This is a genomic window from Micromonospora pisi, from assembly GCF_003633685.1.
GTDB lineage: Bacteria > Actinomycetota > Actinomycetes > Mycobacteriales > Micromonosporaceae > Micromonospora_G > Micromonospora_G pisi.
The window spans coordinates 3,899,199-3,922,377 of record NZ_RBKT01000001.1 but is presented as its reverse complement, the minus strand read 5'-3'; the positions used below and the strand labels follow the sequence as shown (position 1 = coordinate 3,922,377).

Sequence of the window (23,179 nt, the reverse complement as noted above, 5' to 3'; positions counted from 1 at the left end):
GCGGCCCGGGTTCATCTGGCCAGGAAGTGCCAACCCATCCAGAGCCAGGTCCCGAGTACGATCAGCCGCCCCGTACCGGTACGCATTGCGGCGATCAGGGCGTTTCCGAGCGGGGCGACCGTGCTGTCCGGACGTCGACCGGAAAGGTCCACCAGGAACATCACGGCGAAGATGACGGCGAAGCCGGCGATCAGCAGGTTCCGGGCGGTCATCGGGTCACCAGCCAGGCGCCGGTGCTCAACCAGAGGACGTACCCGGCGACCCGGCCCGGATAGGTGTCCAGGAACGGGTCGGCCAGGATGCTGAGCGTCGGGTGCGCGGCGTCGTTGCCGGTGAAGAGGGCGACCAGCTCCCAGACGCAGAAGATGCCGCCGAGCCCGTACCAGGCGACGGCGGTGGGCCGTCCGGCCACGATCGACCGCTGCGGCACCCGCCGGGCCCCCCACCACACCAGGGCCAGGCCGGGTGCGAGTACCACCCCGGCGGCGGGCAGGGTGAGGGGCCGGGCTACCGCGGCGACCAGCGCGTACACGGCGATGGTGGCGGCGAGAGTGGGTGCCGCGCGACCGACGAGTGGGCCGACGGTGTCGGCAACTGGCGGCTCGGCTGTTTCCAGATCCGTCTGATGCATCCCCTTAGGATGCTGTGCTATTGCCTCTTTGTCCCCATTCGGCACGCGGGCAAGTGGGAGGAACTGGACGAAGTCGGCTCACGCCGTCACCAGCGCGCTGGGCCGGCCGGTCTAGGCGGCGGCGGAGAGCAGCGCCTCGGCGATCGCGGTCCGGGCGTTGAACACGGTACGGCCGTGCCGGTGCGTCACCACCAGCCCGGCGGCCCGCAGCGCGGCGAGGTGCTGCGACACCCCGCCGGGGGAGATGCCGGTACGCCGGGCCAGTTCGGTGGTGGAGGTGGGTGACCGCATCTCGACCAGGAGTCGTGCCCGCCCTCGCCCGAGTACGGCACCGAGCCGGTCGAGCGTCCGTGGCGTCTCCTCCCAGAGTGTCGCTACGCCGCGTACCGGATAGGCGAGCTGGGGCGAGGTCCCGGCGGTGCTGCTGAGTACGGAGGGCCACACAAAAACCGAGGGGATCAGCACCAGCCCGCTGCCGTCCGGTACGTCGTCGGCCGTGCAGTAGCGCTGGCTGATCGAGAGGGTGTCCTCGTCCCAACGTACCTGCTGGTGCAGGTCGTTGAGGAGCCCGGCGGCGCCGTCCTCCGCCAGCCGGCGGGCCCGGTGGTGCACCTCGGCGTCGAGCAGGGTGCGGATCCGGGGCCAGTCCGGCGCCAGGGCGACCCTCCAGTACCCGGCCAGTTCCTCGGCGAGCCGTCGCAGTCCCGCCTCGGGATCGGCGTAAAGGCTGGCCAGCGCTTCGGTGCGGGGTCCGGGGTACAGGTCGAGGTCGGTGCGTACCACCTCGGCGGGAGTGGCTCGCAGCATCGCGAGCTCGGTGTCGAGGTTGGGCGTGAGGCCGGTGGGCGGCGGGGTGAGGAAGTCTGGCAGGTATCCGGGCGGGGGCGGGATGAGCTGCCAGAGCAGGCTGTTGTCGCCGACGAGTCCGGCCGCGACCAAGCGCGGGCGGACCTCGCGTACCCAGGGCAGGTGAACCGGATGGTCACCGGAGTGCCGCAGCACCCGGACGCTCGCCGCGACCTCCCAGAGGCACGAGACGGCGATCCGGATCCGGGCGACGGCGCCGGCCGACAGACCGATGGAGACCAAAACCCCTCCCACCGGCGGACGTCGCGGCCGGGATCGAAGTGGACGTTCCAGCCGGCACCGACGCGGACGTTTTAGCCGGGACTGAAACAGTACGTCTGCCGCCGGGCCTGCCGGAGACTACCGGGCATGACCGAACAGCAGACCCGAGCGGAGACCTTCCGCGCACTGCACACCTCCGACGAGCCGATTGTCCTGGTAAACGCCTGGGACGTGGCCAGCGCTCGGATCATCGAGGCGGCCGGCGCCCGTGCGGTCGCCACGACCAGCGCCGGCGTGGCCTGGAGCCTCGGCGCCCAGGACGGCGACACGCTCGCCCGTACGCTCGCCGTCGACCTGGTTCGTCGGATCGTCGAGGCGGTCGCCGTGCCGGTGACGGCCGACATCGAGTCCGGGTTCGGCACCACCCCGGACGAGGTGGGCGAGACCGTACGCGCGGTGCTCGACGTCGGCGCGGTCGGCGTCAACATCGAGGACGCGTTGCACGGCGGGCCGCCGGCACTGCGCGACGTGGACGAGCAGTGTGCGCGGCTGCGAGCCGCCCGCTCCGTCGCCGAGGACGCCGGGGTGCCGCTGTACGTCAACGCCCGGGTGGACACGTACCTGCGCGGCCTGGGCGGGCTGGCGGAGACCGTGGCCCGCGCGGACGCCTACCTCGCGGCAGGAGCCGACGGCATCTTCGTACCGGGAGTGGTCGACCCGGACCTGGTCGCCCAACTGGTGGCGAGGATCCCGGCCCCGGTCAACATCCTCGCCGGACCGGGCGCCCCGCCGATCCCGGAACTGGCGAAGCTCGGCGTCCGGCGGGTGAGTCTCGGTTCGTCGGTCGCGGAGGCGGCGTACGGGGTCGCGCGGCGGGTGGCCGAGGAGTCGTACGACACGGGGACGTACGACTCGCTCGCCGGTGGGGTGGACTTCGGCGAGGTCAACGCCCTGATGGGTCGCTGAGCGGGGCTGTGTTCCGGGGCTCGGGCAGCAGCCCGGCCGGGTCGAGCCCGACCGGTTGCAGCAGCCACCAGTGGCTGCCGAGTCCGGCCGGGTCGGTCAGTTCGGTGACCGTCGAGGCGGCGGCGAGCGCTCGGACGTACCCGGCCGGGTCGGTGCTGGCCAGGGCGAGCGGTGGTCGGCCACCGTCGGCCCCGAGCGCCCGCAGCGCCGCCCGCTGACCGACCAGGGTGTACGGCACACCCGCGACCGCTTTCCCGGCTTCCGCCACCGAGTCCATGGCGACGTGTGCGGTCAGGTCGCAGGAACCGTCCGGGACCGGTGGCACCTGACGACCTGCCCGGAACCCGGTCAGTGTTCCGCCGATCGGCCGGTCGGCGCGGAGGTGGCCGTAGTCGACCGTCAGGGCCAGGCCACGGTCGAGCGTCCCCACCGCGCCGGCCCAGGCGATGTCCCGGGGCAGGCCGATCTCGGCGCGGGCGCCGGGCAGGGCGCTCGACCCCGCCTGTTCCGGCTGCCGTGGCCACCATTCGGTCAGCCAGTCGAGGTCGGGGCCGCTGACCGGTGCCCCGGTCGACTCGGTGCCGGTCGCCGGATCGACCAGCAGTTGGTGCCAGCCCGCCGGGCCGGTGGCGGCCAGGTCGAGCGGTACGTTGTCCAGCCACTCGGTGCCGATGACCAGCCCGACCACGCCGGTCGGCAGGGTGTCCCGCCACCCGATGGTGGCCGGCAGCGATTCGGGGCGGGGGGCGAGTTCGACCGCGGTCAGCCGGAGCCGGCGCCCCAGTTCCTCCGGGGCGAGCCCGGCCAGGGTACGGAGCAGTTCACCGCGCCCCGCGCCGACGTCCACCACGTCCAGCCGGTCCGGCCGGCCGAGCGCCGCGTCGAGCCGGTCGAGCAGGCGCAGCAGGGCCGTGCCGAGCACCGTGGTGACGTGCGCGCTGGTCCGGAAGTGGGCGGCGGGTCCGCTGCCGGCGACGAAGAACCCGTCGGGTCCGTAGAGCGCGGTTGTCATCGCGGTCCGCCAGGTCATCGACATCAGTTCATCCGCTGTTCGGGGCAGGTCACGTTACAGACCCTACGGTCGGCGGGCAGGCGACGACTTCTGATCCCCGCCGCGCTGTCAGGGTGACCGCCGTCACTGTCGGCGGTGCCTGTCGACCATGGATGGGCCCGGCGTCGGATCGGGTGCGTGCATGGTCCCCGGAGCGGGTATTCGTGCTCCTGCGGGGGCGGTGAAGGTTTTCACACATGCTTGTCCTGGATCTGTAACACCGGCGCATACTTGCGATCGACCGGTACCACTTATCGAGGACTGGATCGATGTTATGAGCGCATCGTCGCGCCCGCGCGCGGCCACCCCGGTCGGGGTGCCCGCGCCGGCTGGCCGTTCTGGCGCCGCGGCCGTACCCGCCGGTGGAGCCGGTGGACCGTTCGTCCCCCGACTGCTCACAGTTGGCGTGATCGGCACGGGGCGGGTGGGGGCGGTGCTCGGCGCCGCGCTGACCCGGGCCGGGCACCGGGTGATCGCCGCCTCCGGCGTCTCCGTGGCGGCCAAGGCCCGGATCGCCGAACTGCTGCCGGCCGCCACCCACCTGCCCGCCGCCGAGGTGGCCCGAGCCGGTGTCGACCTGCTGATCATCGCGGTCCCGGACGACGCGCTCGCCGCCGTGGTGGCCGGACTGGCCGAGACCGGGGCACTCCACCCCGACCAGCTGGTGCTGCACACCTCGGGCGCGCACGGGCTGGGCGTACTCGCGCCGGCCGCCGCCGTCGGGGCCAGGCCGCTCGCCGTACACCCGGCGATGACCTTCACCGGCACCGCCGACGATCTGGCGCGGCTGCCCGGCATCTCGTACGGAGTGACCGTCCCGGCCGAACTGCGGGCCTTCGCGGCCCGGCTCGTCGCCGATCTCGGTGGGGTGCCCGAGTGGGTGGCCGAGACCGACCGGCCGCTCTACCACGCGGCTCTGGCGCACGGCGCGAACCACCTGGTCACGCTCGTCAACGAGGCGATGGACCGGCTGCGGGACGCGGGTGTGGCGACACCGGAGAAGGTGCTCGCCCCGTTGCTGCGCGCCGCTCTGGAGAACGCGCTGAGGCTCGGTGACGAGGCTCTGACCGGTCCGGTCGCCCGGGGTGACGCGGGCACCGTGGCGCGGCACCTGGACCGGCTCGCCGCCACCGCGCCCGAGTCGGTCGCCGGCTATCTGGCGCTGGCCCGGCGGACCGCTGACCGGGCGATCGCGGCCGGTCGGCTCCGACCGGTCGACGCGGTGTCGTTGCTGGGTGTGCTGGCCGACCGGCAACGGCAGTCGGTGTGATGGGCGACGGCAGCCGTCTGATGAGTGGTCGCGACCGGTGGGGAAGCGAGGAGCAGGCATGACCGAGGTGGTACGTACCAGGGCCGAGCTGGCGCAGGCGCGGGCCGCGTTGCCGGGCACGGTGGCGGTGGTGATGACGCTCGGTGCGCTGCACAGCGGCCATGAGGCGTTGCTGCGGGCGGCTCGCGAGCGGGCCGATCATCTGGTCGCGACGATCTTCGTGAACCCGTTGCAGTTCGGTCCGAACGAGGACTTCGACCGGTATCCGCGCACCTTCGAGGCTGACCTGGAGATTTGTCGGTCGGCCGGGGTGGACCTGGTGTTCGCGCCCTCGCGTGACGAGATGTACCCGACGGGGGAGCCGCTGGTCCGGGTCGACCCCGGACCGCTCGGCGCGGAACTGGAGGGTGCCAGCCGGCCGGGCTTCTTCAACGGCGTGCTGACCGTGGTGCTCAAGTTGCTCCACCTGGTCCGGCCGGACTTCGCCTTCTTCGGCGAGAAGGACTACCAGCAGCTCACCCTGGTACGGCGGATGGCCCGCGATCTCGACGTGCCGGTGGAGGTGGTCGGGGTACCGACGGTGCGGGAACCGGACGGACTCGCCCTTTCCAGCCGTAACCGGTATCTTTCCGGCGAAGAGCGGGTGACCGCGCTCAGTCTCTCCGCTGCCCTGCGGGCCGGCGCGGGCGCCGCAGTGGGGGGCTCCGGCCCGGCCGCTGCCCTGGCCGCAGCCCACCAGGCATTCCAGGCCACCGGTACGGCCGCCAAGCTGGACTACCTGGTGCTGACCGACCCCGAACTGAAGCCGGACCCGCTCGCCGGCCCGGCCCGGATGCTGGTGGCGGCGTGGGTCGGCGGCACGCGCCTGATCGACAACGTCCCCGTCCAGTTGACCGAACCCCCGTCCCGGACCCCCGGTTCAAAGGAAGAGATCTGATGTTCCGCTCCATGCTCAAGTCGAAGATCCACCGCGCCACCGTCACCCAGGCCGACCTGCACTACGTCGGCTCGGTGACCATCGACGAGGAGCTGCTCGACGCCGCCGATCTGCTGCCGGGCGAGAAGGTGGCCATTGTGGACGTCACCAACGGGGCACGGCTGGAGACGTACGTCATCCCCGGTGTGCGGGGCAGCGGTGTGATCGGCATCAACGGTGCCGCCGCGCACCTGGTGCACCCCGGCGACCTGGTCATCATCATCGCGTACGGGCAGTTCGAGGATGCTGAGGCGCGGACGTACCAGCCCCGGGTGGTGCACGTCGACGCCGACAACCGGGTGATCGAACTGGGCGCCGACCCGGCCGGTGTGGTGCCCGGCATGGCCGACGAGCTGATTCGTGGAGACCTGGTGGCCGGCTCCCGCTGAGCACACCTGACTGACCGGTCAACCGTGATCGGCAGTGATCTCCACCCCTTCGGCGAGGCGACGCAGCGGTGTCGGACGGCTACCCTATGTCTCAGCCGTCCATACTGGTGTCGCCCCGGGGGAGGGACGCGATGCGTCGTTGGTGGAGCGTACTGGCCGTGACGGGGTTGACGGGTCTGTTGCTGACCGGGTGCGGGCAGCCGGCCGGGATCGACGGGGCCCTCTTCGACGACTGGGCGCCGCTGGCCGAGCCCACGGTATGGGCCCCACCGCTCGGCGCCTGCCACGACACCGACCTGGGCAAGGCGGTACCGCTCGACCAGTTCGGAGCGGTCGACTGCGCCGCCGGGCACCGGGCGGAGACCGTACACGTGGGCACCTTCGCCGGTGCCGCCGCGCAGCGACCCGCCCCGCCCGCCAACGACGCGCCGGAGATTCGTGCCGCCTTCGGCGAATGCGACGGGAAAGCGCGGGAATACGTCGGCGACGAGTGGCGCGGAGGCCGTCTCCGGTTGGGGGTCGCACTTCCGTCCGCGGTGGCCTGGACAGGTGGTGCGCGGTGGTACCGGTGCGACATGGCCGAGGTGGCCAACGTCGAGTTCAACGGCGACGTGGTGAGCCGTACGGCGAGCGTGCGCGGGGTGCTGAAATCCGCCACGCCGGTCCGCCTCGCCTGCTACTCCATCGAACGGTCGGGGAACCTGCGCCTGGCCGCGATGCCCGCCGTCGACTGCGCCAAGCCGCACAACGGCGAGTTCGTCGGGGTGTGGAACGCACCCGAGATCGCCTACCCCACCAGGGACGTCGACTGGGTCCGGTTCTACGACGAGTGCTGGAAACTGGTGTCGGTGTACGTTGGCGCGCCCGATGACGTCAACCTTCGGTACCGGTCCGGCATCCTGGTGCTGCCCGCCTCCCAGCCGGAATGGCAGGCCGGCAACCGGGGCGTCCGCTGCTACCTCCGGCTCTCGGGGGAGAAGACGGTCACGCGTTCGGTCAAGGGCGTCGGCCTTGCCGGACTCCCGCTGCCCCGCTGACCGCGCGACCTCCCTCCCCGCCGACCGCCCGACCTCCCTCCCCGCCGACTGCCCGGCGGCACCGGCGATCGGTTCCAGATCACCCTCGCCGCCCCCCGACGTCGGGCCCCGGATCGAGCGGGGTTGACTGTGCTGATGCGTCTGCCGACCCTGGATCTGCCGGTGTTGCCCCCGCTGCTCGCCGCACCCGCGCCGGGCTGGGTGGAGACCACCGACGTACTGGTGGTCGGGTCGGGCATCGCCGGACTCACCGCCGCACTGCAGTTGCGGGAGGCCGGCCTGCACGTCACCGTGGTAACCAAGGTCAATATCGACGACGGCTCCACCCGCTGGGCCCAGGGCGGGATCGCCGCGGTCCTCGACCCGCTGGACACCCCCGCCGCGCACGCGTCCGACACCGAAGTGGCCGGGGTCGGACTCTGCGACCCCGAAGCGGTGCGGGTACTGGTCGAGGAGGGGCCGACCCGGTTGCGGGAGCTGATCCGGATCGGCGCCGAATTCGACCGGAACGCCGACGGCTCGCTGATGCTGACCCGCGAAGGTGGACACCGGACCAACCGGATCGTGCACGCCGGCGGTGACGCCACCGGAGCCGAGGTGCAGCGCGCCCTGCACGAGGCGGTCGGCCGGGACCCGTGGATCCGACTGGTCGAACACGCCCTGGTGCTGGACCTGCTCCGGTCGCCGGGCTGGGGCGACGCCCCCGGCCCCGCCTGCGGCATCACCCTGCACGTACTCGGCGAGGGAAGCGAAGACGGGGTCGGCGCCATCCTGGCCCGCGCGGTCGTACTCGCCACCGGCGGCATGGGGCAGGTCTTCGCCGCCACCACGAATCCCGCCGTCTCCACTGGGGACGGTGTGGCGCTGGCGATACGTGCCGGCGCGGCCGTCACCGACCTGGAATTCGTCCAGTTCCATCCGACCGCGCTGATCAGCCCCGCGGACACCGCCAGTGTGCTCGGCGCCGCCCAGCAACCGCTGGTCTCCGAGGCGTTGCGCGGCGAGGGCGCGCACCTGGTCGACGCGGACGGGAAACGCTTCATGGTCGGCCAGCACGAACTGGCCGAACTCGCGCCACGGGACGTGGTGGCGAAGGGCATCCACCGGGTCATGCTGGCCACCGGGGCCGACCACGTCTACCTGGACGCCCGGCACCTCGGCGCGGAGTTCCTCAACCAGCGCTTCCCGACCATCGTCGCCTCCTGCCTGGCGGTCGGCATCGACCCGGCGGTCGACCTGATCCCGGTCGCGCCGGCCGCGCACTACGCCTCTGGCGGCGTCCGTACGGACCTGCACGGGCGGACCTCGATCCCCGGCCTGTACGCCTGCGGCGAGGTTGCCTGCACCGGTGTGCACGGCGCGAACCGGCTGGCCAGCAACTCGCTGCTGGAAGGGCTGGTCTTCGCCCGCCGGATCGCCGAGGACATCGCCCAGAACCTGCCGCCGCAGGCGCAGCCGGCACCCGGTGGAGCCTGGCAGGGCGGCGTCGGCTGGGTGATCGAGCCGGAGACCCGCAACGCCCTGCAACGGGCGATGAGCCGGGGTGCCGGCGTACTCCGGTCGGCCGAGTCGCTGCGAGCGACCGCGACCGAACTGGCCACGGTCGGGCAGAGCCGGGGCACTCCCCGGACCGCGAGCTGGGAGGCGACCAACCTGATCACGGTGGCGTCCGCCCTGGTGGGGGCGGCGTACGCCCGACAGGAGACCCGGGGCTGCCACTGGCGGGAGGATTTCCCGACCGTACGCGACGAATGGCGTGGCCATCTGGCCGGTTCGATCGGACCGGCCGGCGATCTGGTGGAGAAGTGGGAGGCGCTGTGAGGACCGCAACCGAGGACGCCCTGCGGACGGCCGGGCTCGATCCGGTCGACGTGACCCGGATCGTGCAGACCGCGCTCGAGGAGGACCTCGGGCCGGACCGGATCGACGTGACCAGCGTGGCGACCGTGCCGGCCGAGCAGGTCGACACGGTGGACGTGGTGGCCCGCGAGGACGGTGTGCTGGCCGGGCTGGCCGTGGCGGCGGCAGTGTTCGAACTGGCCGACGAGGCTTCCCCCGCCCGTACGGTGGAGGTCCGACTGCACGCCCGCGACGGCGACCGGGTGGCCCGCGGCGACGTCCTGGCGACGGTCACCGGGCCGACCCGGACCCTGCTCACCGCCGAGCGGACCGCGCTGAACCTGCTCACCCGGATGTCCGGGGTGGCCACCCACGCGCGGGCCTGGGCGGACGCCCTCGCCGGCAGCAAGACGATGGTGCTGGACACCCGCAAGACCACCCCGGGCCTGCGGGTGCTGGAGAAGTACGCGGTACGGGCCGGCGGCGGCACCAACAAGCGGATGGGCCTCTACGACGTCGCGATGATCAAGGACAACCACAAGCTGGCGGCCGGTGGGATCAGCCCGGCCTACCGGCGGGTGCGGGAGGCGTTCCCGGAGGTCCCGATCCAGGTCGAGGTGACCACCGTGGCGGAGGCGGTCGAAGCGGTCGAGGCGGGCGCGAAGTTCCTGCTCTGCGACAACATGACGGCCACCCTGCTCGCCGAGGTGGTGAAGGTTGTCGGCGACCGGGCCGAACTGGAGGCCACCGGCGGGCTCACCCTGGACGTCGCGGCCGAGTACGCCGCCACCGGGGTCGACTACCTTTCGGTTGGGGCGCTCACCCACTCGTCGCCTATCTTGGACATCGCACTAGACCTCCGGCCGGCGGACACCGGCCGGTAAGCGGGTACGGATCTCCCCCGGGGCTGACGAATGCTGCTCTGCATCGACATCGGCAACACCAACACCGTTCTGGCGACGTTCGACGGCGACAAACTGGTCCACTCCTGGCGGATCAAGACCGACGCCCGCTCGACCGCGGACGAACTCGGGCTGAAGTTCCGGGGGCTGCTCGCCGGTGACGCGGTGGAGATCACCGGGGTGGCCGCCTGTTCGACCGTACCGGCCGCGCTGCGTTCGTTGCGCAGCATGCTGGCCCGCTACTACGCCGACGTACCGAGCGTGATCGTGGAGCCGGGGGTGAAGACCGGCGTACAGCTCGCCATCGACAACCCCAAGGAGGTCGGCTCGGACCGGGTGGTGAACACCCTCGCCGCGCACACCCTCTACGGCGGCCCGTCGATCGTCGTCGACTTCGGCACCACCACCAACTTCGACGTGATCAGCGCCCGGGGGGAGTTCCTCGGCGGTGCGTTCGCGCCCGGCATCGAGATCTCCTTCGACGCGCTTGCCGCCCGAGCCGCCCAACTGCGCAAGGTCGAGCCGACCCGCCCTCGTTCGGTGATCGGCAAGAACACGGTCGAGTGCCTCCAGGCCGGCCTCTATTTCGGGTTCGCCGGGCAGGTGGACCGGATCGTCGAGCGGATGACCCAGGAGTTGGGCGAGGTACGCGCCGTGATCGCGACCGGTGGCCTGGCCTCCCTGGTGATCGGGGAGTGCGCCACCATCACCCATCACGAGCCGATGATCACCCTGATCGGCCTCCGCATGGTCTACGAACGCAACACCTGACGGCGGGCGCGGTAGACGGTGGTGCGGTACGGCAGGTCGAAGCTCGGCCGGCCGGCGAGGTCGGGGTGGTGCGCGGTGAGGTCGCGTACGGCCGTCTCCAGTTCCCGCTGTCGGGTCGGGGACGCGGTCAGGTAGTAGGAGCGGGTGCTGACCAGGCCGACCAGCGTGTCGGCGGTGTGAGTGGTGTCGTGACGGAACTCGGCCCGCTCGAGCGGTTCGAAGGCGTCGCCGAACGAGGTCAGGTCCGGGGCGGTGTCGACGCTCGACCTGCCGGCGAAGTCGGCCAGCAGGGCGCTGAGCGCGGCCACCCACGGCACCGACTCGTCCCGGCTGTTCCAGATCGGCGCGAAGCGACCACCGGGCCGCAGCACCCGGGCCGCCTCGGCATGCGCCCGTTCACGGTCGAACCAGTGGTAAGCCTGCCCGGACATGATCATGTCCGTTCCGCCGTCCGGCAGCGGAATCGCCTCCGCGCTGCCGGCCAGCGCCGTCGTGCCCGGGGTGGCGGCGGCCAGTTGCGCCCGCATGCCCGGGTCGGGTTCGACGGGTACGACCCGGTGTCCGAGTCCGAGCAGTTGCCGGGTCAGGATGCCGGTGCCGGCGGCGAGGTCGACCAGATCGCTCGGGGTGTCCGCGTCAACGGCCCAGGTGAGCGCGGCCACGGGATAACTCGGACGAAACTGGTCATAGGTTGCGGCGGCACTTCCGAACGAGAGTGCCTGTTCGAGATCGGCCATGCCGATCATGCTAGCCAGGGGCTGGCCCCCGGTTATCCGCTGACCGGTCATCAGGCACTTGAGTAGGCTCGGGGAACTTTGCCGAACCCACTGTCCTGAGGAAGCCTGCCGTGACCGAGCACATCCCCGCCCCCGCCGACCCCGTGGACGACCTTCCGGAGCAGATGCGGGTACGGCGGGAGAAGCGGGACCGTCTGCTCGCCGACGGCGTCGAGCCGTACCCCGTGGGTTATCCGCGGACCGCGACGCTGGCCGAGGTGCGGGCCCGATACGCCGAACTCGCCACCGACAGCCAGTCCGGCGACACCGTCGCGGTGACCGGGCGGGTGATCTTCGTACGGAACAGCGGCAAGCTCTGCTTCGCCACTCTCCGTGATGGTGATGGCACCGAGCTTCAGGCGATGATCTCGTTGGACCGGGTCGGTGCCGAGCGGCTGGACGAGTGGAAGCGCCAGGTGGACCTCGGCGACCACATCGGCGTGACCGGTGAGGTGATCACCAGCCGGCGTGGTGAGTTGTCCGTGCTGGCGGAGTCCTGGACAATTACCGCGAAGGCACTGCGGCCGTTGCCGGTGGCACACAAGCCGCTGAGCGAGGAGGCGCGGGTCCGGCAGCGCTACGTCGACCTGATCGTCCGGCCCCAGGCCCGGGAGACCGTACGGACCAGGGCCGCCGCGGTCCGGAGCCTGCGCGATTCCCTGCATACCCGCAGTTTCGTCGAGGTCGAGACCCCGATGCTGCAGTTGCTGCACGGCGGTGCCACCGCCCGGCCATTCGTTACGCACAGCAATGCGCTCGATACCGATCTGTACCTGCGAATCGCCCCCGAGCTTTATCTGAAGCGCGCCGTCGTTGGCGGGATCGACCGGGTCTTCGAGATCAACCGTAACTTCCGTAATGAGGGGATCGACTCGTCGCACTCCCCGGAGTTCGCGATGCTGGAGATGTACGAGGCATACGGCGACTACGACACTATGGCCAAGCTCACCCGGGAACTGGTGCAGGAGGCGGCGTACGCGGTGGGCGGCTCACATGTCGTCACGCACGCCGACGGCACCGAGTTGGACCTGAGCGGCCAGTGGCGTACGACGACCCTCTTCGGTTCGATTTCAGAGGCGCTCGGCGAGGAGGTGACGGTCTCCACCGAACGGGCGCAGCTTGTGCGGTACGCGGAAAAGGTCGGCCTCGGAGTTGACCCGAAGTGGGGGCCGGGCAAGCTCGCCGAGGAGCTGTTCGAGGAGTTGGTGGTTCCCGGTCTGCGCGAACCGACGTTCGTCCGGGACTACCCGGAGGAGACGAGCCCGCTCGTCCGTGCCCACCGTGAGCAGCCCGGACTCACCGAGAAATGGGACCTGTACGTCCTCGGATTCGAACTTGGCACCGGCTACTCGGAACTGGTGGATCCGGTCGTGCAGCGAGCCCGGCTGATCGCCCAGGCGCAACTGGGAGCCAAGGGTGACGATGAGGCAATGCGCCTGGACGAGGACTTCCTGCGCGCTCTGGAGTATGGAATGCCGCCGACCGGGGGCGTCGGAATGGGAATCGACCGGCTGCTGATGACCCTCACCGGCCTCGGAATTCGGGAAACCATCCTGTTCCCCTTGATCCGCGCGGAGTAGTCGCGTAAGTCGGTTGAGTAATTTCCGGGTCCTATTGACGCAACGAGCGCGTTACGGGCTATTGTGCTCTTGTTTGCGGAACACCCTGCTCGAGAGGATTACGGCACGTGGCCAAGCAGATCATTCACAAGCTTGTCGATGACCTTGACGGCGGCGACGCGGACGAGACCGTCAAGTTCTCGCTCGACGGCGTTCAGTACGAGATCGACCTGTCGAACAAGAACGCCGGCAAATTGCGGGACCTTTTCAGCCCGTACGTGGCGGCTGGTTCGAAGGTCGGTCGCGGCGGTGTGGTCGTCGGTGGGCGGGCCGCGCGTGGGCGCGGTGGCGCCGCTGCCGACCGGGAGCAGAACAAGGCGATCCGGGCCTGGGCCAAGAAGGAAGGCCGGGACATCTCGGACCGTGGACGGATCCCCCAGGAGATCGTCGACGAGTTCCACGCCAAGGGGCCCGGCCGCTGACGTGTGCTGGTCCACCGGCTCTCTGCGCCGGGTCTGGAGCGATTATCATGCTTCCGACCCGGCGCTGTGCTTTTATGAGCTAATGTCTGGTTTCGGGGTTGATGAGGGTGCCTCGGGCTCGACCCGGACCCGCCGGCCCGGTCGCCGTGCCGTCCGTGGCCGTCCCACCCTCCCCTGAGGTGGGCCCGTGGCCCCGGCACCGGGACGTCCCGGACCTCCGCGGAGAGCGTCGGTCGGGGTGGTCCACGGGGGTCCCTCGGCTGGCGAACGCCGAGGTGGGACCAGGGATGGACCGGCCGGACCCACCCGGTCGGTGAAGATCTTCTGGAGAGCCGGGAAGGAACCCGGGGGCGGCGGCGTTGTCCACAACCAGTGGAAGAGTTATCCACAAGCTGTGGATGAACTCGGGGCTGCCTGTGGACGTCGGACCGCCGGACTGGATTTCGCTCTACGCGTAGAGCCGGGGGCCGGGGAACATGCTCTGAGCGCGGGCAGTTGGGAAAAAACGTCGCGGACGTGGCGCATTCCAGCAACACACGACCTCAGAAGAGTCGGTTCGCGGCGATAGAGTGATGGCACGGGTGTCACCTGGACGCCCGGGCGCTGGCCCCGCCAAGATCAATGGCGCACGGCACGTGAGGAGCACGAGGGCATGTTCGAGCGGTTCACCGACCGAGCGCGGCGGGTTGTCGTCCTGGCTCAAGAAGAAGCCCGGATGCTCAACCACAACTACATCGGTACGGAACACATCCTGCTGGGCCTCATCCACGAGGGTGAAGGCGTCGCCGCCAAGGCACTGGAAAGCCTCGGCATCTCCCTGGAGGGCGTCCGCCAGCAGGTCGAGGAAATCATCGGCCAGGGTCAGCAGGCGCCGAGTGGGCACATCCCGTTCACGCCGCGGGCCAAGAAGGTGCTTGAGCTGTCGCTGCGCGAAGCGCTGCAGCTCGGCCACAACTACATCGGCACGGAGCACATCCTGCTCGGGCTGATCCGTGAGGGTGAGGGCGTCGCCGCCCAGGTGCTGGTCAAGCTCGGCGCCGACCTGAACCGGGTCCGCCAGCAGGTGATCCAGCTCCTCTCCGGCTACCAGGGCAAGGAGCCGGCCGCCGCCGGAGCCGCGCCGGGTGAGGCCGCGCCGTCGACCAGCCTGGTGCTGGACCAGTTCGGCCGGAACCTGACCCAGGCCGCCCGGGAGGGCAAGCTCGACCCGGTCATCGGGCGCGAGAAGGAAATCGAGCGGGTGATGCAGGTGCTCTCCCGCCGTACCAAGAACAACCCCGTCCTGATCGGCGAGCCCGGGGTCGGTAAGACCGCGGTCGTCGAGGGGCTGTCCCAGCGCATCATCAAGGGCGAGGTCCCGGAGACGCTCAAGGACAAGCAGCTCTACACGCTTGACCTGGGTGCCCTGGTGGCCGGCTCGCGCTACCGCGGTGACTTCGAGGAGCGCCTCAAGAAGGTGCTCAAGGAGATCCGCACCCGCGGGGACATCATCCTGTTCATTGACGAGATCCACACTCTGGTCGGTGCTGGCGCCGCCGAGGGCGCGATCGACGCGGCAAGCATCCTGAAGCCGATGCTGGCCCGTGGCGAACTGCAGACCATCGGTGCGACCACGCTCGACGAATACCGCAAGCACCTGGAGAAGGACGCCGCGCTTGAGCGCCGGTTCCAGCCGATCCAGGTGGGTGAGCCGTCGCTCGCCCACACCATCGAGATCCTCAAGGGTCTGCGTGACCGGTACGAGGCCCACCACCGGGTGAGCATCACCGACGCCGCGCTGGTCGCGGCGGCCACGCTGGCCGACCGGTACATCTCGGACCGCTTCCTGCCGGACAAGGCGATCGACCTGATCGACGAGGCTGGTGCCCGGATGCGCATCCGCCGGATGACCGCGCCGCCAGACCTGCGGGACTTCGACGAGCGCATCGCCCAGGTGCGTCGGGACAAGGAATCCGCCATCGACGCGCAGGACTTCGAGCGCGCCGCGCAGCTGCGGGACAAGGAGAAGCAGCTGCTCGGCCAGAAGGCCCAGCGGGAGAAGGAGTGGAAGGCCGGCGACCTCGACGTCGTGTCCGAGGTCGACGACGAGCAGATCGCCGAGGTGTTGGCGAACTGGACCGGCATCCCGGTCTACAAGCTCACCGAGGAGGAGACCTCCCGGCTGCTCCGCATGGAGGACGAGCTGCACAAGCGGGTCGTCGGCCAGGAGGACGCGGTCAAGGCGGTGTCCAAGGCGATCCGGCGTACCCGTGCAGGTCTGAAGGACCCCAAGCGGCCCTCCGGCTCGTTCATCTTCGCCGGCCCGTCGGGTGTGGGTAAGACCGAGCTGTCCAAGGCGCTCGCCGAGTTCCTGTTCGGCAGCGAGGACGCCCTCATCCAGCTGGACATGTCCGAGTTCCACGACCGCTACACGGTGTCCCGCCTCGTCGGTGCGCCCCCCGGATACGTCGGTTACGACGAGGGTGGCCAGCTGACCGAGAAGGTGCGCCGGCGGCCGTTCTCGGTGGTCCTCTTCGACGAGATCGAGAAGGCTCACCCGGACGTCTTCAACACGCTGCTGCAGATCCTGGAGGACGGTCGGCTGACCGACGGTCAGGGCCGGATCGTGGACTTCAAGAACACGGTCATCATCCTGACCACCAACCTGGGTACGCGGGACGTCGCCAAGGCGGTGTCGCTGGGCTTCCAGGCCTCTGAGGATTCCGACTCGAACTACGAGCGGATGAAGCAGAAGGTCAACGACGAGCTGAAGCAGCACTTCCGGCCGGAGTTCCTCAACCGGATCGACGACACGATCGTGTTCCACCAGCTCAACCAGAACGAGATCCTGCACATCGTCGACATCATGATCCAGCGGATCGAAACTCAGCTCCGCAACAAGGACATGGGGCTGGAGCTCACCGACAACGCCAAGAAGTACCTGGCGAAGAAGGGCTTCGACCCGGTGCTGGGCGCCCGGCCGCTGCGTCGGACCATCCAGCGCGACATCGAGGACAACCTGTCCGAGCGGATCCTCTTCAACGAACTGACCCCGGGTCAGATCGTGGTGGTGGACTGCGAGGGCGACCCGGAGAACATCGACAAGTCCAAGCTGGTGTTCCGTGGCGCTGACAAGCCGGTGCCGGTGCCCGACGCGGTGCCCGCCGACCTCGGCAACACGGCAGCCGCCGGCGCGGACGAGTAAGCACCAAGCACCAACAAGCGGCTCCGGTCAGGACCTCCCGACCGGAGCCGCTTCGCATCCCCACCCCACCCCACTTCCCCCGCACCCCTCCCACCCCTCCCGCCCTCCTCCCCCTCCCGCGCGCGATCTAGGGCAAATCCACGTGGTTGTAGATCAACTAGCGTTGATTCGCCCTAGATCGCCGGGGCGGTGGGGCGGTGGGGCGGGGCGGGGTGGGTGGGTGGGGGGAGAGAGGGAGGGAGGGGTGGGAGGGTTAGAGGGGTTGGGTGTGGGGGAGGGCGCCGGGGAGGGTGTAGACGGCGTCGCTGTGGCTGGTGACCAGGCCGTCCTCTACCAGGGTGGCCAGGGCGCGGGCACGTTGTACGTCGTCGGACCAGACCAGATCCAGTCGGTCCCGGGAGACCGGGCCGGGAGTCTCCCGCAACACCGCCAGCAGCAGGCCCCGTACCTGACGGTCGGTGCCGGCGTACCGCTGTGGGCGACGGGTCGGCCCGGTTGGCGCCGGTTCCCCGGAGGCGAGCCAGGCGCAGCGGGTGGCGAGCGGACAGTCGACGCAGCGGGGCGTACGGGCGGTGCAGACCAGGGCCCCGAGCTCCATGAACGCGGCACTCGCCCGAGCCGCCGCAGCCGGTTCCGGCGGCAGCAGTTCCTCGGTCGCGACCAGGTCCGCCGGGCGGGTGCTCGGGCCGGCGTCAGCCGCCCCCGCCACCGCGCGCGCCACGAGTCGCCGTACGTTCGTGTCCACCACCGGGTGGCGCTGCCCGTACGCGAAGGCGAGCACCGCCCGTGCCGTGTAGTCACCGACGCCGGGTAGGGCGAGCAGCGCGTGCAGATCGGCGGGGACGGTCCCGTCGTGCCGTTCCACCAGCGCAACCGCACAGTCCCGCAGCCGCAACGCCCGACGGGGGTAGCCCAGCCGTCCCCACATCCGGATCGCCTCGGCCGGGGGGTCCGCCGCGAGTTCGGCCGGCCCGGGCCACCGGGACAGCCAGGCGTGCCAGGCCGGCAGAACCCGTACCACCGGGGTCTGCTGGAGCATGACCTCGCTGACCAGCACGGCCCAGGCAGTGACGCCGGGCTCCCGCCACGGCAGGTCGCGTGCGTTCTCGTCGTACCACCGGGTCGCCACGGCGGCGAGTGTTGGTTCGGACATCGGGCCCGATCCTGTCACGGCCGCCCGGGGCGTCACAGTGGGCCGTACCGGGTTCGCCGGCCGTTGTCCCGAGAGGTGGACCGGTGGGCCGGTGTAGGGCGGCAGCGTGGCGCTGATCGGGCAGAATGCCCGGATGAGTCAGCTTGCCATCACCGTCATCGGCCCTGACCGGCCCGGCATCGTGGCCGAGGTGGCGGAGGTGCTCGCCCGGCTCGGCGCCAACCTGACCGACTCGACCATGACCCGGTTGCGTGGCCACTTCGCGATGACCCTGATCTGCGTCGGCCCGGCCGCCGACGAGGTCGAGGCCGCACTTCACCCGCTCAGCGCCGACGGCCAGCTTCTCACCACCGTACGGGCGGTGCGGGCCGACGGGGAGCAGCCGCCGGCCGGGGAGCCGTACGTGCTGGCGGTGCACGGCGCGGACCGCCTCGGCATCGTCGCCACGGTCACCCGTGTGCTGGCGGAGTACGGCGGCAACGTCACCGATCTGACCACCCGGCTCAGCGGGGCGCTCTACCTGATCGTGGCCGAGGTGGACCTGCCACCGGAGAGCGCCGGCCTGCTCGCCGCCCGGTTGACCGAGGTGGCCGCCGGGCTGGACGTCGAGGTGACCCTGCGGCGAGCCGATTCGGACCTGCTGTGACCCGCGAGCGCGCCGACCGGGGTGATCCGGTGGAGACCGGCACCCCGGAGGGTCGGTTGCCGGCGGCGGCGGTCGCGGCGGATGTCGAGGACGGCGGGCTGGAGAACTGGACCGTGGCGGTGCTGGGCGACGCGGGCCGGGTACGTCCGGTCGTCGCGGCGCCCGCCCCGGTGCTGAGCCGGGCCGCTGCCGAGGTCGACCCGACCGACCCGGAGGTGGTAGGTCTCGCCGCCGATCTCGTGGCCACGATGCGGTCCTCGCCCGGCTGTGTGGGGCTCGCGGCGCCGCAGATCGGGGTCGGTGCGCGGGTCTTCGCGGTCGACGTGACCGGTCATCCGAAAGCGGTGACCGTGCACGGGACCTTCGTGCTCTGCAACGCGGTGGTGGTCGAGGCGAGTCGCTGGCGACCCGGTCGGGAAGGCTGCATGTCGGTGCCGGACCTGACCGGTGACGTCAAGCGGGCCAGCCGCCTCGTGGTGACCGGCCAGCTACCCGGTACGGGCCGCCCGGTTCGGCTGGTTGCCGACGGCTTCGAGGCGCGGGCCCTGCAGCACGAGATCGACCACTGCGCCGGCCTGCTCTTTCTCGACCGGGTGGCCGGCGCCCACGCGGTCTACCAACGCAAGGTCTACCTGTGATCGACACCGGATCGTCTTGCCCGGCAGGCGATTCGACGCGCCCGCGCCGATTCCGGGCCGCCCGATTCCGGCGCGTCGCGGGAGTACGTCGAGTGCGCCCCGATACGGTGTGGGCATCATGCGTTTGACGGTTGGCCCCCTGTCACCCGCCGTCTATTGGCGGCGTCGAGCCGTCGTGCTCGGCGCGGCTCTGCTGTTCCTGATCGTCGTGCTCTGGTCGTGCACCGGGCCGGGTAAGTCCGACCCGAACGCGGGGAAGGGCACACCGGACACCACGCCCACGGGTACGCCCTCGCCCACCGCGACGGTGCTCACTCCCCAGACCGGCGCACCGCCCCCGTCCGAGGGTGCCGAGGACCCCGGCCCGGGTGGCGCCGACCCGACGGTGGCTGGCGATCCCGGGCCCCCGGCCGGCGACGACCCTGGCCCGCCCCCGGCCGGTACGGTGCCGGAGGTGCCGCCGCCCGCGGCCGGCTCGTGCACGGACGAGGAGATCTCGGTCGTACCGGTGCCGTTGTCGAAGTCGATCCGGCAGGGCGAGACGGTCGGGCTGCAACTGAAGGTCAAGAACATCTCGGACCGTACCTGTAGCCGTGACCTCGGTGCCGACCTCCAGGAGGTCTTCATCAAGAGCGGCGCGGAGAAGGTCTGGTCCTCCGACACCTGCGGCGTCAAGGGCACCAGTGTGGTGTCGTTGGTGCCGAACGTGGAGCACACCTTCCAGGCCGACTGGAACGGTAACCGGGACAGCAAGTGCAGCGGGCAGGCGGCGTCGGGGCCTGACGCGGGACCCGGCGAGTATCAGATCTTCGCTCGGCTCGGCGCCAAGCACAGCGACCCGGTGACGTTCACCATCACCAACTGAGCCGCTGTCTCCGTTGGTGGAGACAGCGGCGTTGGTGGAGAGAGCGGCCGGGGCGGGTGGTTCGGCCTCGGGTGGGGGTCAGACGTAACGTTCGAGGATGGACGCTTCGGCGAGCCGGGAGAGTCCCTCCCGTACGCCACGGGCCCGTGCGTCCCCGACACCGTCGACCGCCTGAAGGTCCTCGACGGTCGCCCCGAGCAGTTGTTGCAGGCTGCCGAAGTGGTCGACCAGCCGGTCCACCACGGCGCCGGGCAGCCGGGGCACCTTGGCGAGCAGTCGGAAGCCACGCGGGCTGACCGCCGCGTCCAGTGCGTCGGAGGCGCCCGGGTAGCCGATCGCCTTCGCCACCGCCACCAGGTCGATCAGCTCGGTCGCGGTGAGCAGGTCGAGTTCGACCAGCGCCTCGTCCAGGGTCCGTGCCTTGCGCCCGCTGGGCAGGTAGTCGCGGATGACGAGGGTCCGATCGGCGTCGACCCCGGCCATCAGCTCGTCGAGTTGCAGGGCGAGTAGCCGGCCGTCGGTGCCGAGCTCCACCACGTACCCGGCGATCTCGTCGGCGATCCGACGCACCATTTCCAACCGCTGCACCACGGCGACCGCGTCCCGTACGGTGACCAGGTCTTCGATCTCCAACGCGGAGAGGGTGCCGGAGACCTCGTCCAGTCGCAGCTTGTAGCGCTCCAGGGTGGCGAGTGCCTGGTTGGCGCGGGAGAGGATCGCGGCCGAGTCGTCGAGCACGTGCCGTTGGCCGTTGACGTAGAGGCTGATGATCCGCATGGACTGGCTGACCGAGATCACCGGGTAACCGGTCTGCCGGGCGACCCGCTCCGCGGTCCGGTGCCGGGTGCCGGACTCCTCGGTCGGGATCGACGGATCCGGCATCAGGTGTACGGCGGCCCGGACGATGCGGGTGCCGTCGCTGGAGAGCACCACCGCACCGTCCATCTTGCACAGTTCGCGGACCCGGGTGGCGGAGAACTCGACGTCGAGCGGGAAGCCGCCGGTGCAGAGTGTCTCGACGACCTTGTCGTAGCCGAGCACGATCAACGCGCCGGTACGGCCGCGCAGAATGCGCTCCAGTCCGTCGCGCAGGGCGGTGCCGGGTGCCATCAGCGCCAGATTGGCGCGCAGCGGGTCGCCGGTGGATCCGGGAACGTTCACGGTCACCCCCGCGCTGACGGTACGCGCCAGCGAGCCCACGGCGCTGCCGCGGACAGGGGCACTCGCGCCAGCGCTTCTGCTCGCGTCGCGGTCGGTCGGCACCGGGACAGTCTACGGATCGGCATGCACTCGGTGCTGCCGCGGTTACTGTGATGTGCCACGTCGTCCGTTCCCTCCGCCGCGATCGGGGTCGGCGCCACGGCGGCGCTGACCATCCAGGTGTCTGTCACATTCGTTCCGTACGGGAGCTATGTGGGACTTTGCGGTCACTCAGCCGAAACCCGAGCGGCCTGTTGCAGGGCCGATCGTACGTCGGTGACCTCCAGTACCCGCATGTTGTCCTGGCTGACACCGGTCGATTCCGGGCCGCACCCCTGCGGGACGAGAGCGAATCGGAACCCGAGCCGGGCTGCCTCGGCCAGCCGCCGGGGCACCGCCCCCACCCGGCGGACCTCACCGGTGAGGCCGACCTCGCCGATCGCCACCAGCGTGGGGGCGATGGCGAGGTTGAGCCCGCCGGAGGCGACCGCGAGCGCGACCGCCAGGTCAGCCGCCGGCTCCACCACCCTGATCCCGCCGACGGTCGCCGCGAAGACCTCCCGGTCGTGCAGCGTGAGTCGCTCGGTGCGACGCTGCAGGACGGCGAGGACCATGGCCAGCCGGGCCGAGTCCAGTCCGGAGACGGTCCGCCGGGGCGAACCGGCGACGGTCGCCCCGATCAGGGCCTGGACCTCGGTGAGCAGCGCCCGCCGCCCCTCCATCGCCACCGTCACACAGGTGCCCGGGACGGCCTCGGTGTAGCGGGTGAGGAAGAGCCCGGACGGGTCGGCCAGGCTGCTGATCCCACCCTCGTGCATCTCGAAGCAGCCGACCTCGTCGGCGGCGCCGAACCGGTTCTTCACCCCGCGCACCATCCGCAGCGAGGAATGCTTGTCGCCTTCGAAGTGGAGCACCACGTCGACCAGGTGCTCCAGCACCCGGGGGCCGGCGACCTGGCCGTCCTTGGTGACGTGCCCCACCAGCACGGTGGCGATCCCGCGTTCCTTGGCGACCGACACCAGGGCGGCGGTCACCGCCCGGACCTGGGTCACTCCGCCGGGTACGCCGTCGCTGGCCTGGGTCGCGATGGTCTGCACCGAGTCGAGCACGAGCAGACCCGGCTTGACCGCGTCCAGGTGGCCGAGCACCGCCCCCAGGTCGTTCTCCGCGGCCAGGTAGAGCTGCTCGTGCAGGGTGCCCATCCGCTCGGCCCGCAACCGCACCTGGCTGACCGACTCCTCGCCACTGACCACCAGCGACGGGCTGCCGGCAACCGCCGCCCACTGTTGCGCCACGTCGAGCAGGAGGGTCGACTTGCCCACGCCGGGCTCACCGGCGAGCAGCACCACGGCACCGGGCACCAGCCCGCCGCCGAGCACCCGGTCCAACTCGCCGATGCCGGTCGGCCGGGCCTTCGCCGGGGCCGCGCTGATGGTCGCGATCGGCCGGGCCGGCTCGCCCGGCACCCGCGAACTCACCACCCGGCCGGCGACCGTCGGGCCGCTGACCGTGGTCTCGACCACCGCGCCCCACTCGCCGCACTCGGGACACCGCCCCACCCACTTGGGCGGCTGGTGTCCGCAGGCGTCGCACTGGTAGGCGGGGCGCGGTTCGCGGGCGGCGGCTCGGGAGCGGGTCGGGGTCGCACGCGGAACGGGGGGCGGGGTCACCCCGCGACGTTAGCCAATCCGTACGACGAATCGGGCCGGTCGTGGTCACTGCCACGCCGGCCCAATTCGATGATCTGATCGTGGTCGGCGTCGCGCCGGCCGGTAC

The 23,179-nt window shown here is 70.9% G+C and carries 22 protein-coding genes; 14 read left to right on the top strand and 8 right to left on the bottom strand.

Annotated elements, in window-relative coordinates; genetic code table 11:
• Positions 1-11: 11 nt before the first annotated feature.
• The 3 genes from BDK92_RS16520 to BDK92_RS16510 all read right to left on the bottom strand — a co-directional run bounded on the left by BDK92_RS16520 (position 12) and on the right by BDK92_RS16510 (position 1,720).
• Positions 12-212, bottom strand: coding sequence for a DUF6186 family protein (locus BDK92_RS16520; RefSeq protein ID WP_121157520.1), 201 nt, complete (start codon positions 210-212; stop codon positions 12-14).
• On the bottom strand, positions 209-631 hold the full coding sequence (locus BDK92_RS16515) for a hypothetical protein (RefSeq protein ID WP_121157519.1): 423 nt from the start codon (positions 629-631) through the stop codon (positions 209-211). The genes BDK92_RS16520 and BDK92_RS16515 overlap by 4 nt, the downstream gene beginning before the upstream one ends.
• A 111-nt stretch (positions 632-742) precedes the next feature.
• Positions 743-1,720 carry an ArsR/SmtB family transcription factor gene (locus tag BDK92_RS16510; RefSeq protein ID WP_121157518.1) on the bottom strand — a complete coding sequence of 326 codons (978 nt, stop codon included), beginning with the start codon at positions 1,718-1,720 and terminating at the stop codon, positions 743-745.
• Between the two features lie 126 nt (positions 1,721-1,846).
• Between BDK92_RS16510 and BDK92_RS16505 the strand changes: the two genes are divergently transcribed.
• The gene (locus BDK92_RS16505; RefSeq protein ID WP_121157517.1) at positions 1,847-2,665 is read left to right on the top strand and encodes an isocitrate lyase/PEP mutase family protein; all 819 of its coding nucleotides are present in this window, start codon (positions 1,847-1,849) and stop codon (positions 2,663-2,665) included.
• Here BDK92_RS16505 and BDK92_RS16500 read toward each other — a convergent pair.
• Positions 2,643-3,701 (bottom strand): SAM-dependent methyltransferase, encoded by a 1,059-nt coding sequence (locus BDK92_RS16500; RefSeq protein WP_121157516.1) that lies wholly within the window; start codon positions 3,699-3,701, stop codon positions 2,643-2,645. The genes BDK92_RS16505 and BDK92_RS16500 overlap by 23 nt on opposite strands.
• Positions 3,702-4,122: 421 nt before the next feature.
• Between BDK92_RS16500 and BDK92_RS16495 the strand changes: the two genes are divergently transcribed.
• The 7 genes from BDK92_RS16495 to BDK92_RS16465 all read left to right on the top strand — a co-directional run bounded on the left by BDK92_RS16495 (position 4,123) and on the right by BDK92_RS16465 (position 10,900).
• Positions 4,123-4,986 carry a Rossmann-like and DUF2520 domain-containing protein gene (locus BDK92_RS16495; RefSeq protein WP_425462307.1) on the top strand — a complete coding sequence of 288 codons (864 nt, stop codon included), beginning with the start codon at positions 4,123-4,125 and terminating at the stop codon, positions 4,984-4,986.
• Positions 4,987-5,044: 58 nt separating this feature from the next.
• Positions 5,045-5,923, top strand: coding sequence for a pantoate--beta-alanine ligase (gene panC / locus BDK92_RS16490; protein ID WP_121157514.1), 879 nt, complete (start codon positions 5,045-5,047; stop codon positions 5,921-5,923).
• Entirely contained in the window at positions 5,923-6,351 is a 429-nt protein-coding gene (panD, locus tag BDK92_RS16485) for an aspartate 1-decarboxylase (protein WP_121157513.1), read from the top strand. The genes panC and panD overlap by 1 nt, the downstream gene beginning before the upstream one ends.
• 158 nt (positions 6,352-6,509) lie before the next feature.
• A complete protein-coding gene (locus BDK92_RS16480) occupies positions 6,510-7,388 on the top strand; it encodes a septum formation family protein (RefSeq protein ID WP_246017073.1) in 879 nt (292 codons plus the stop codon).
• 135 nt (positions 7,389-7,523) lie between these two features.
• Complete coding sequence (locus tag BDK92_RS16475; RefSeq protein WP_121162264.1) at positions 7,524-9,209, top strand: L-aspartate oxidase; 1,686 nt, start codon at positions 7,524-7,526, stop codon at positions 9,207-9,209.
• Positions 9,206-10,111 carry a carboxylating nicotinate-nucleotide diphosphorylase gene (gene nadC / locus BDK92_RS16470; RefSeq protein WP_121157511.1) on the top strand — a complete coding sequence of 302 codons (906 nt, stop codon included), beginning with the start codon at positions 9,206-9,208 and terminating at the stop codon, positions 10,109-10,111. Before BDK92_RS16475 ends, nadC begins: the two co-directional genes overlap by 4 nt.
• A 30-nt stretch (positions 10,112-10,141) precedes the next feature.
• The gene (locus BDK92_RS16465) at positions 10,142-10,900 is read left to right on the top strand and encodes a type III pantothenate kinase (RefSeq protein WP_121157510.1); all 759 of its coding nucleotides are present in this window, start codon (positions 10,142-10,144) and stop codon (positions 10,898-10,900) included.
• On the opposite strand, the gene BDK92_RS16460 is transcribed toward BDK92_RS16465, so the two are convergent.
• Entirely contained in the window at positions 10,882-11,637 is a 756-nt protein-coding gene (locus tag BDK92_RS16460) for a class I SAM-dependent methyltransferase (RefSeq protein ID WP_121162262.1), read from the bottom strand. The genes BDK92_RS16465 and BDK92_RS16460 overlap by 19 nt on opposite strands.
• Positions 11,638-11,801: 164 nt before the next feature.
• Between BDK92_RS16460 and lysS the strand changes: the two genes are divergently transcribed.
• The 3 genes from lysS (at position 11,802) to BDK92_RS16445 (ending at position 16,901) form a co-directional block, all read left to right on the top strand.
• On the top strand, positions 11,802-13,256 hold the full coding sequence (lysS, locus tag BDK92_RS16455; protein ID WP_121162260.1) for a lysine--tRNA ligase: 1,455 nt from the start codon (positions 11,802-11,804) through the stop codon (positions 13,254-13,256).
• 107 nt (positions 13,257-13,363) lie between these two features.
• Positions 13,364-13,717 (top strand): histone-like nucleoid-structuring protein Lsr2, encoded by a 354-nt coding sequence (locus BDK92_RS16450; RefSeq protein WP_121157509.1) that lies wholly within the window; start codon positions 13,364-13,366, stop codon positions 13,715-13,717.
• A 652-nt stretch (positions 13,718-14,369) separates the two neighbouring features.
• On the top strand, positions 14,370-16,901 hold the full coding sequence (locus BDK92_RS16445) for an ATP-dependent Clp protease ATP-binding subunit (protein WP_121157508.1): 2,532 nt from the start codon (positions 14,370-14,372) through the stop codon (positions 16,899-16,901).
• A gap of 253 nt (positions 16,902-17,154) precedes the next feature.
• Here BDK92_RS16445 and BDK92_RS16435 read toward each other — a convergent pair whose 3' ends face one another.
• Positions 17,155-18,054 carry an HhH-GPD family protein gene (locus BDK92_RS16435; RefSeq protein WP_121157507.1) on the bottom strand — a complete coding sequence of 300 codons (900 nt, stop codon included), beginning with the start codon at positions 18,052-18,054 and terminating at the stop codon, positions 17,155-17,157.
• 133 nt (positions 18,055-18,187) lie between these two features.
• Between BDK92_RS16435 and BDK92_RS16430 the strand changes: the two genes are divergently transcribed.
• From BDK92_RS16430 to BDK92_RS16420, 3 genes are all read left to right on the top strand, one after another.
• The gene (locus BDK92_RS16430; protein WP_121162258.1) at positions 18,188-18,700 is read left to right on the top strand and encodes a glycine cleavage system transcriptional repressor; all 513 of its coding nucleotides are present in this window, start codon (positions 18,188-18,190) and stop codon (positions 18,698-18,700) included.
• A 56-nt stretch (positions 18,701-18,756) separates the two neighbouring features.
• Positions 18,757-19,338, top strand: coding sequence for a peptide deformylase (locus BDK92_RS16425; protein ID WP_121162256.1), 582 nt, complete (start codon positions 18,757-18,759; stop codon positions 19,336-19,338).
• Between the two features lie 118 nt (positions 19,339-19,456).
• Positions 19,457-20,203 (top strand): hypothetical protein, encoded by a 747-nt coding sequence (locus tag BDK92_RS16420; protein WP_121162254.1) that lies wholly within the window; start codon positions 19,457-19,459, stop codon positions 20,201-20,203.
• A 78-nt stretch (positions 20,204-20,281) separates the two neighbouring features.
• On the opposite strand, the gene disA is transcribed toward BDK92_RS16420, so the two are convergent.
• Complete coding sequence (disA, locus tag BDK92_RS16415; protein WP_121157506.1) at positions 20,282-21,466, bottom strand: DNA integrity scanning diadenylate cyclase DisA; 1,185 nt, start codon at positions 21,464-21,466, stop codon at positions 20,282-20,284.
• A 164-nt stretch (positions 21,467-21,630) separates the two neighbouring features.
• Entirely contained in the window at positions 21,631-23,073 is a 1,443-nt protein-coding gene (gene radA / locus BDK92_RS16410; RefSeq protein ID WP_121157505.1) for a DNA repair protein RadA, read from the bottom strand.
• Positions 23,074-23,179 lie beyond the last annotated feature (106 nt).

What these genes read in the sequence shown, in the direction of transcription:
- BDK92_RS16465 (WP_121157510.1), top strand. Translation starts at nt 10,142, where the DNA reads ATGCTGCTCTGCATCGACATCGGCAACACCAACACCGTTCTGGCGACG.
- lysS (WP_121162260.1), top strand. Translation starts at nt 11,802, where the DNA reads ATGCGGGTACGGCGGGAGAAGCGGGACCGTCTGCTCGCCGACGGCGTC.
- BDK92_RS16505 (WP_121157517.1), top strand. Translation starts at nt 1,847, where the DNA reads ATGACCGAACAGCAGACCCGAGCGGAGACCTTCCGCGCACTGCACACC.
- BDK92_RS16445 (WP_121157508.1), top strand. Translation starts at nt 14,370, where the DNA reads ATGTTCGAGCGGTTCACCGACCGAGCGCGGCGGGTTGTCGTCCTGGCT.
- BDK92_RS16460 (WP_121162262.1), bottom strand. Translation starts at nt 11,637, where the DNA reads ATGGCCGATCTCGAACAGGCACTCTCGTTCGGAAGTGCCGCCGCAACC.
- BDK92_RS16435 (WP_121157507.1), bottom strand. Translation starts at nt 18,054, where the DNA reads ATGTCCGAACCAACACTCGCCGCCGTGGCGACCCGGTGGTACGACGAG.
- BDK92_RS16515 (WP_121157519.1), bottom strand. Translation starts at nt 631, where the DNA reads ATGCATCAGACGGATCTGGAAACAGCCGAGCCGCCAGTTGCCGACACC.
- BDK92_RS16520 (WP_121157520.1), bottom strand. Translation starts at nt 212, where the DNA reads ATGACCGCCCGGAACCTGCTGATCGCCGGCTTCGCCGTCATCTTCGCC.
- BDK92_RS16430 (WP_121162258.1), top strand. Translation starts at nt 18,188, where the DNA reads ATGAGTCAGCTTGCCATCACCGTCATCGGCCCTGACCGGCCCGGCATC.
- panD (WP_121157513.1), top strand. Translation starts at nt 5,923, where the DNA reads ATGTTCCGCTCCATGCTCAAGTCGAAGATCCACCGCGCCACCGTCACC.
- panC (WP_121157514.1), top strand. Translation starts at nt 5,045, where the DNA reads ATGACCGAGGTGGTACGTACCAGGGCCGAGCTGGCGCAGGCGCGGGCC.
- BDK92_RS16500 (WP_121157516.1), bottom strand. Translation starts at nt 3,701, where the DNA reads ATGTCGATGACCTGGCGGACCGCGATGACAACCGCGCTCTACGGACCC.
- BDK92_RS16475 (WP_121162264.1), top strand. Translation starts at nt 7,524, where the DNA reads ATGCGTCTGCCGACCCTGGATCTGCCGGTGTTGCCCCCGCTGCTCGCC.
- BDK92_RS16420 (WP_121162254.1), top strand. Translation starts at nt 19,457, where the DNA reads ATGCGTTTGACGGTTGGCCCCCTGTCACCCGCCGTCTATTGGCGGCGT.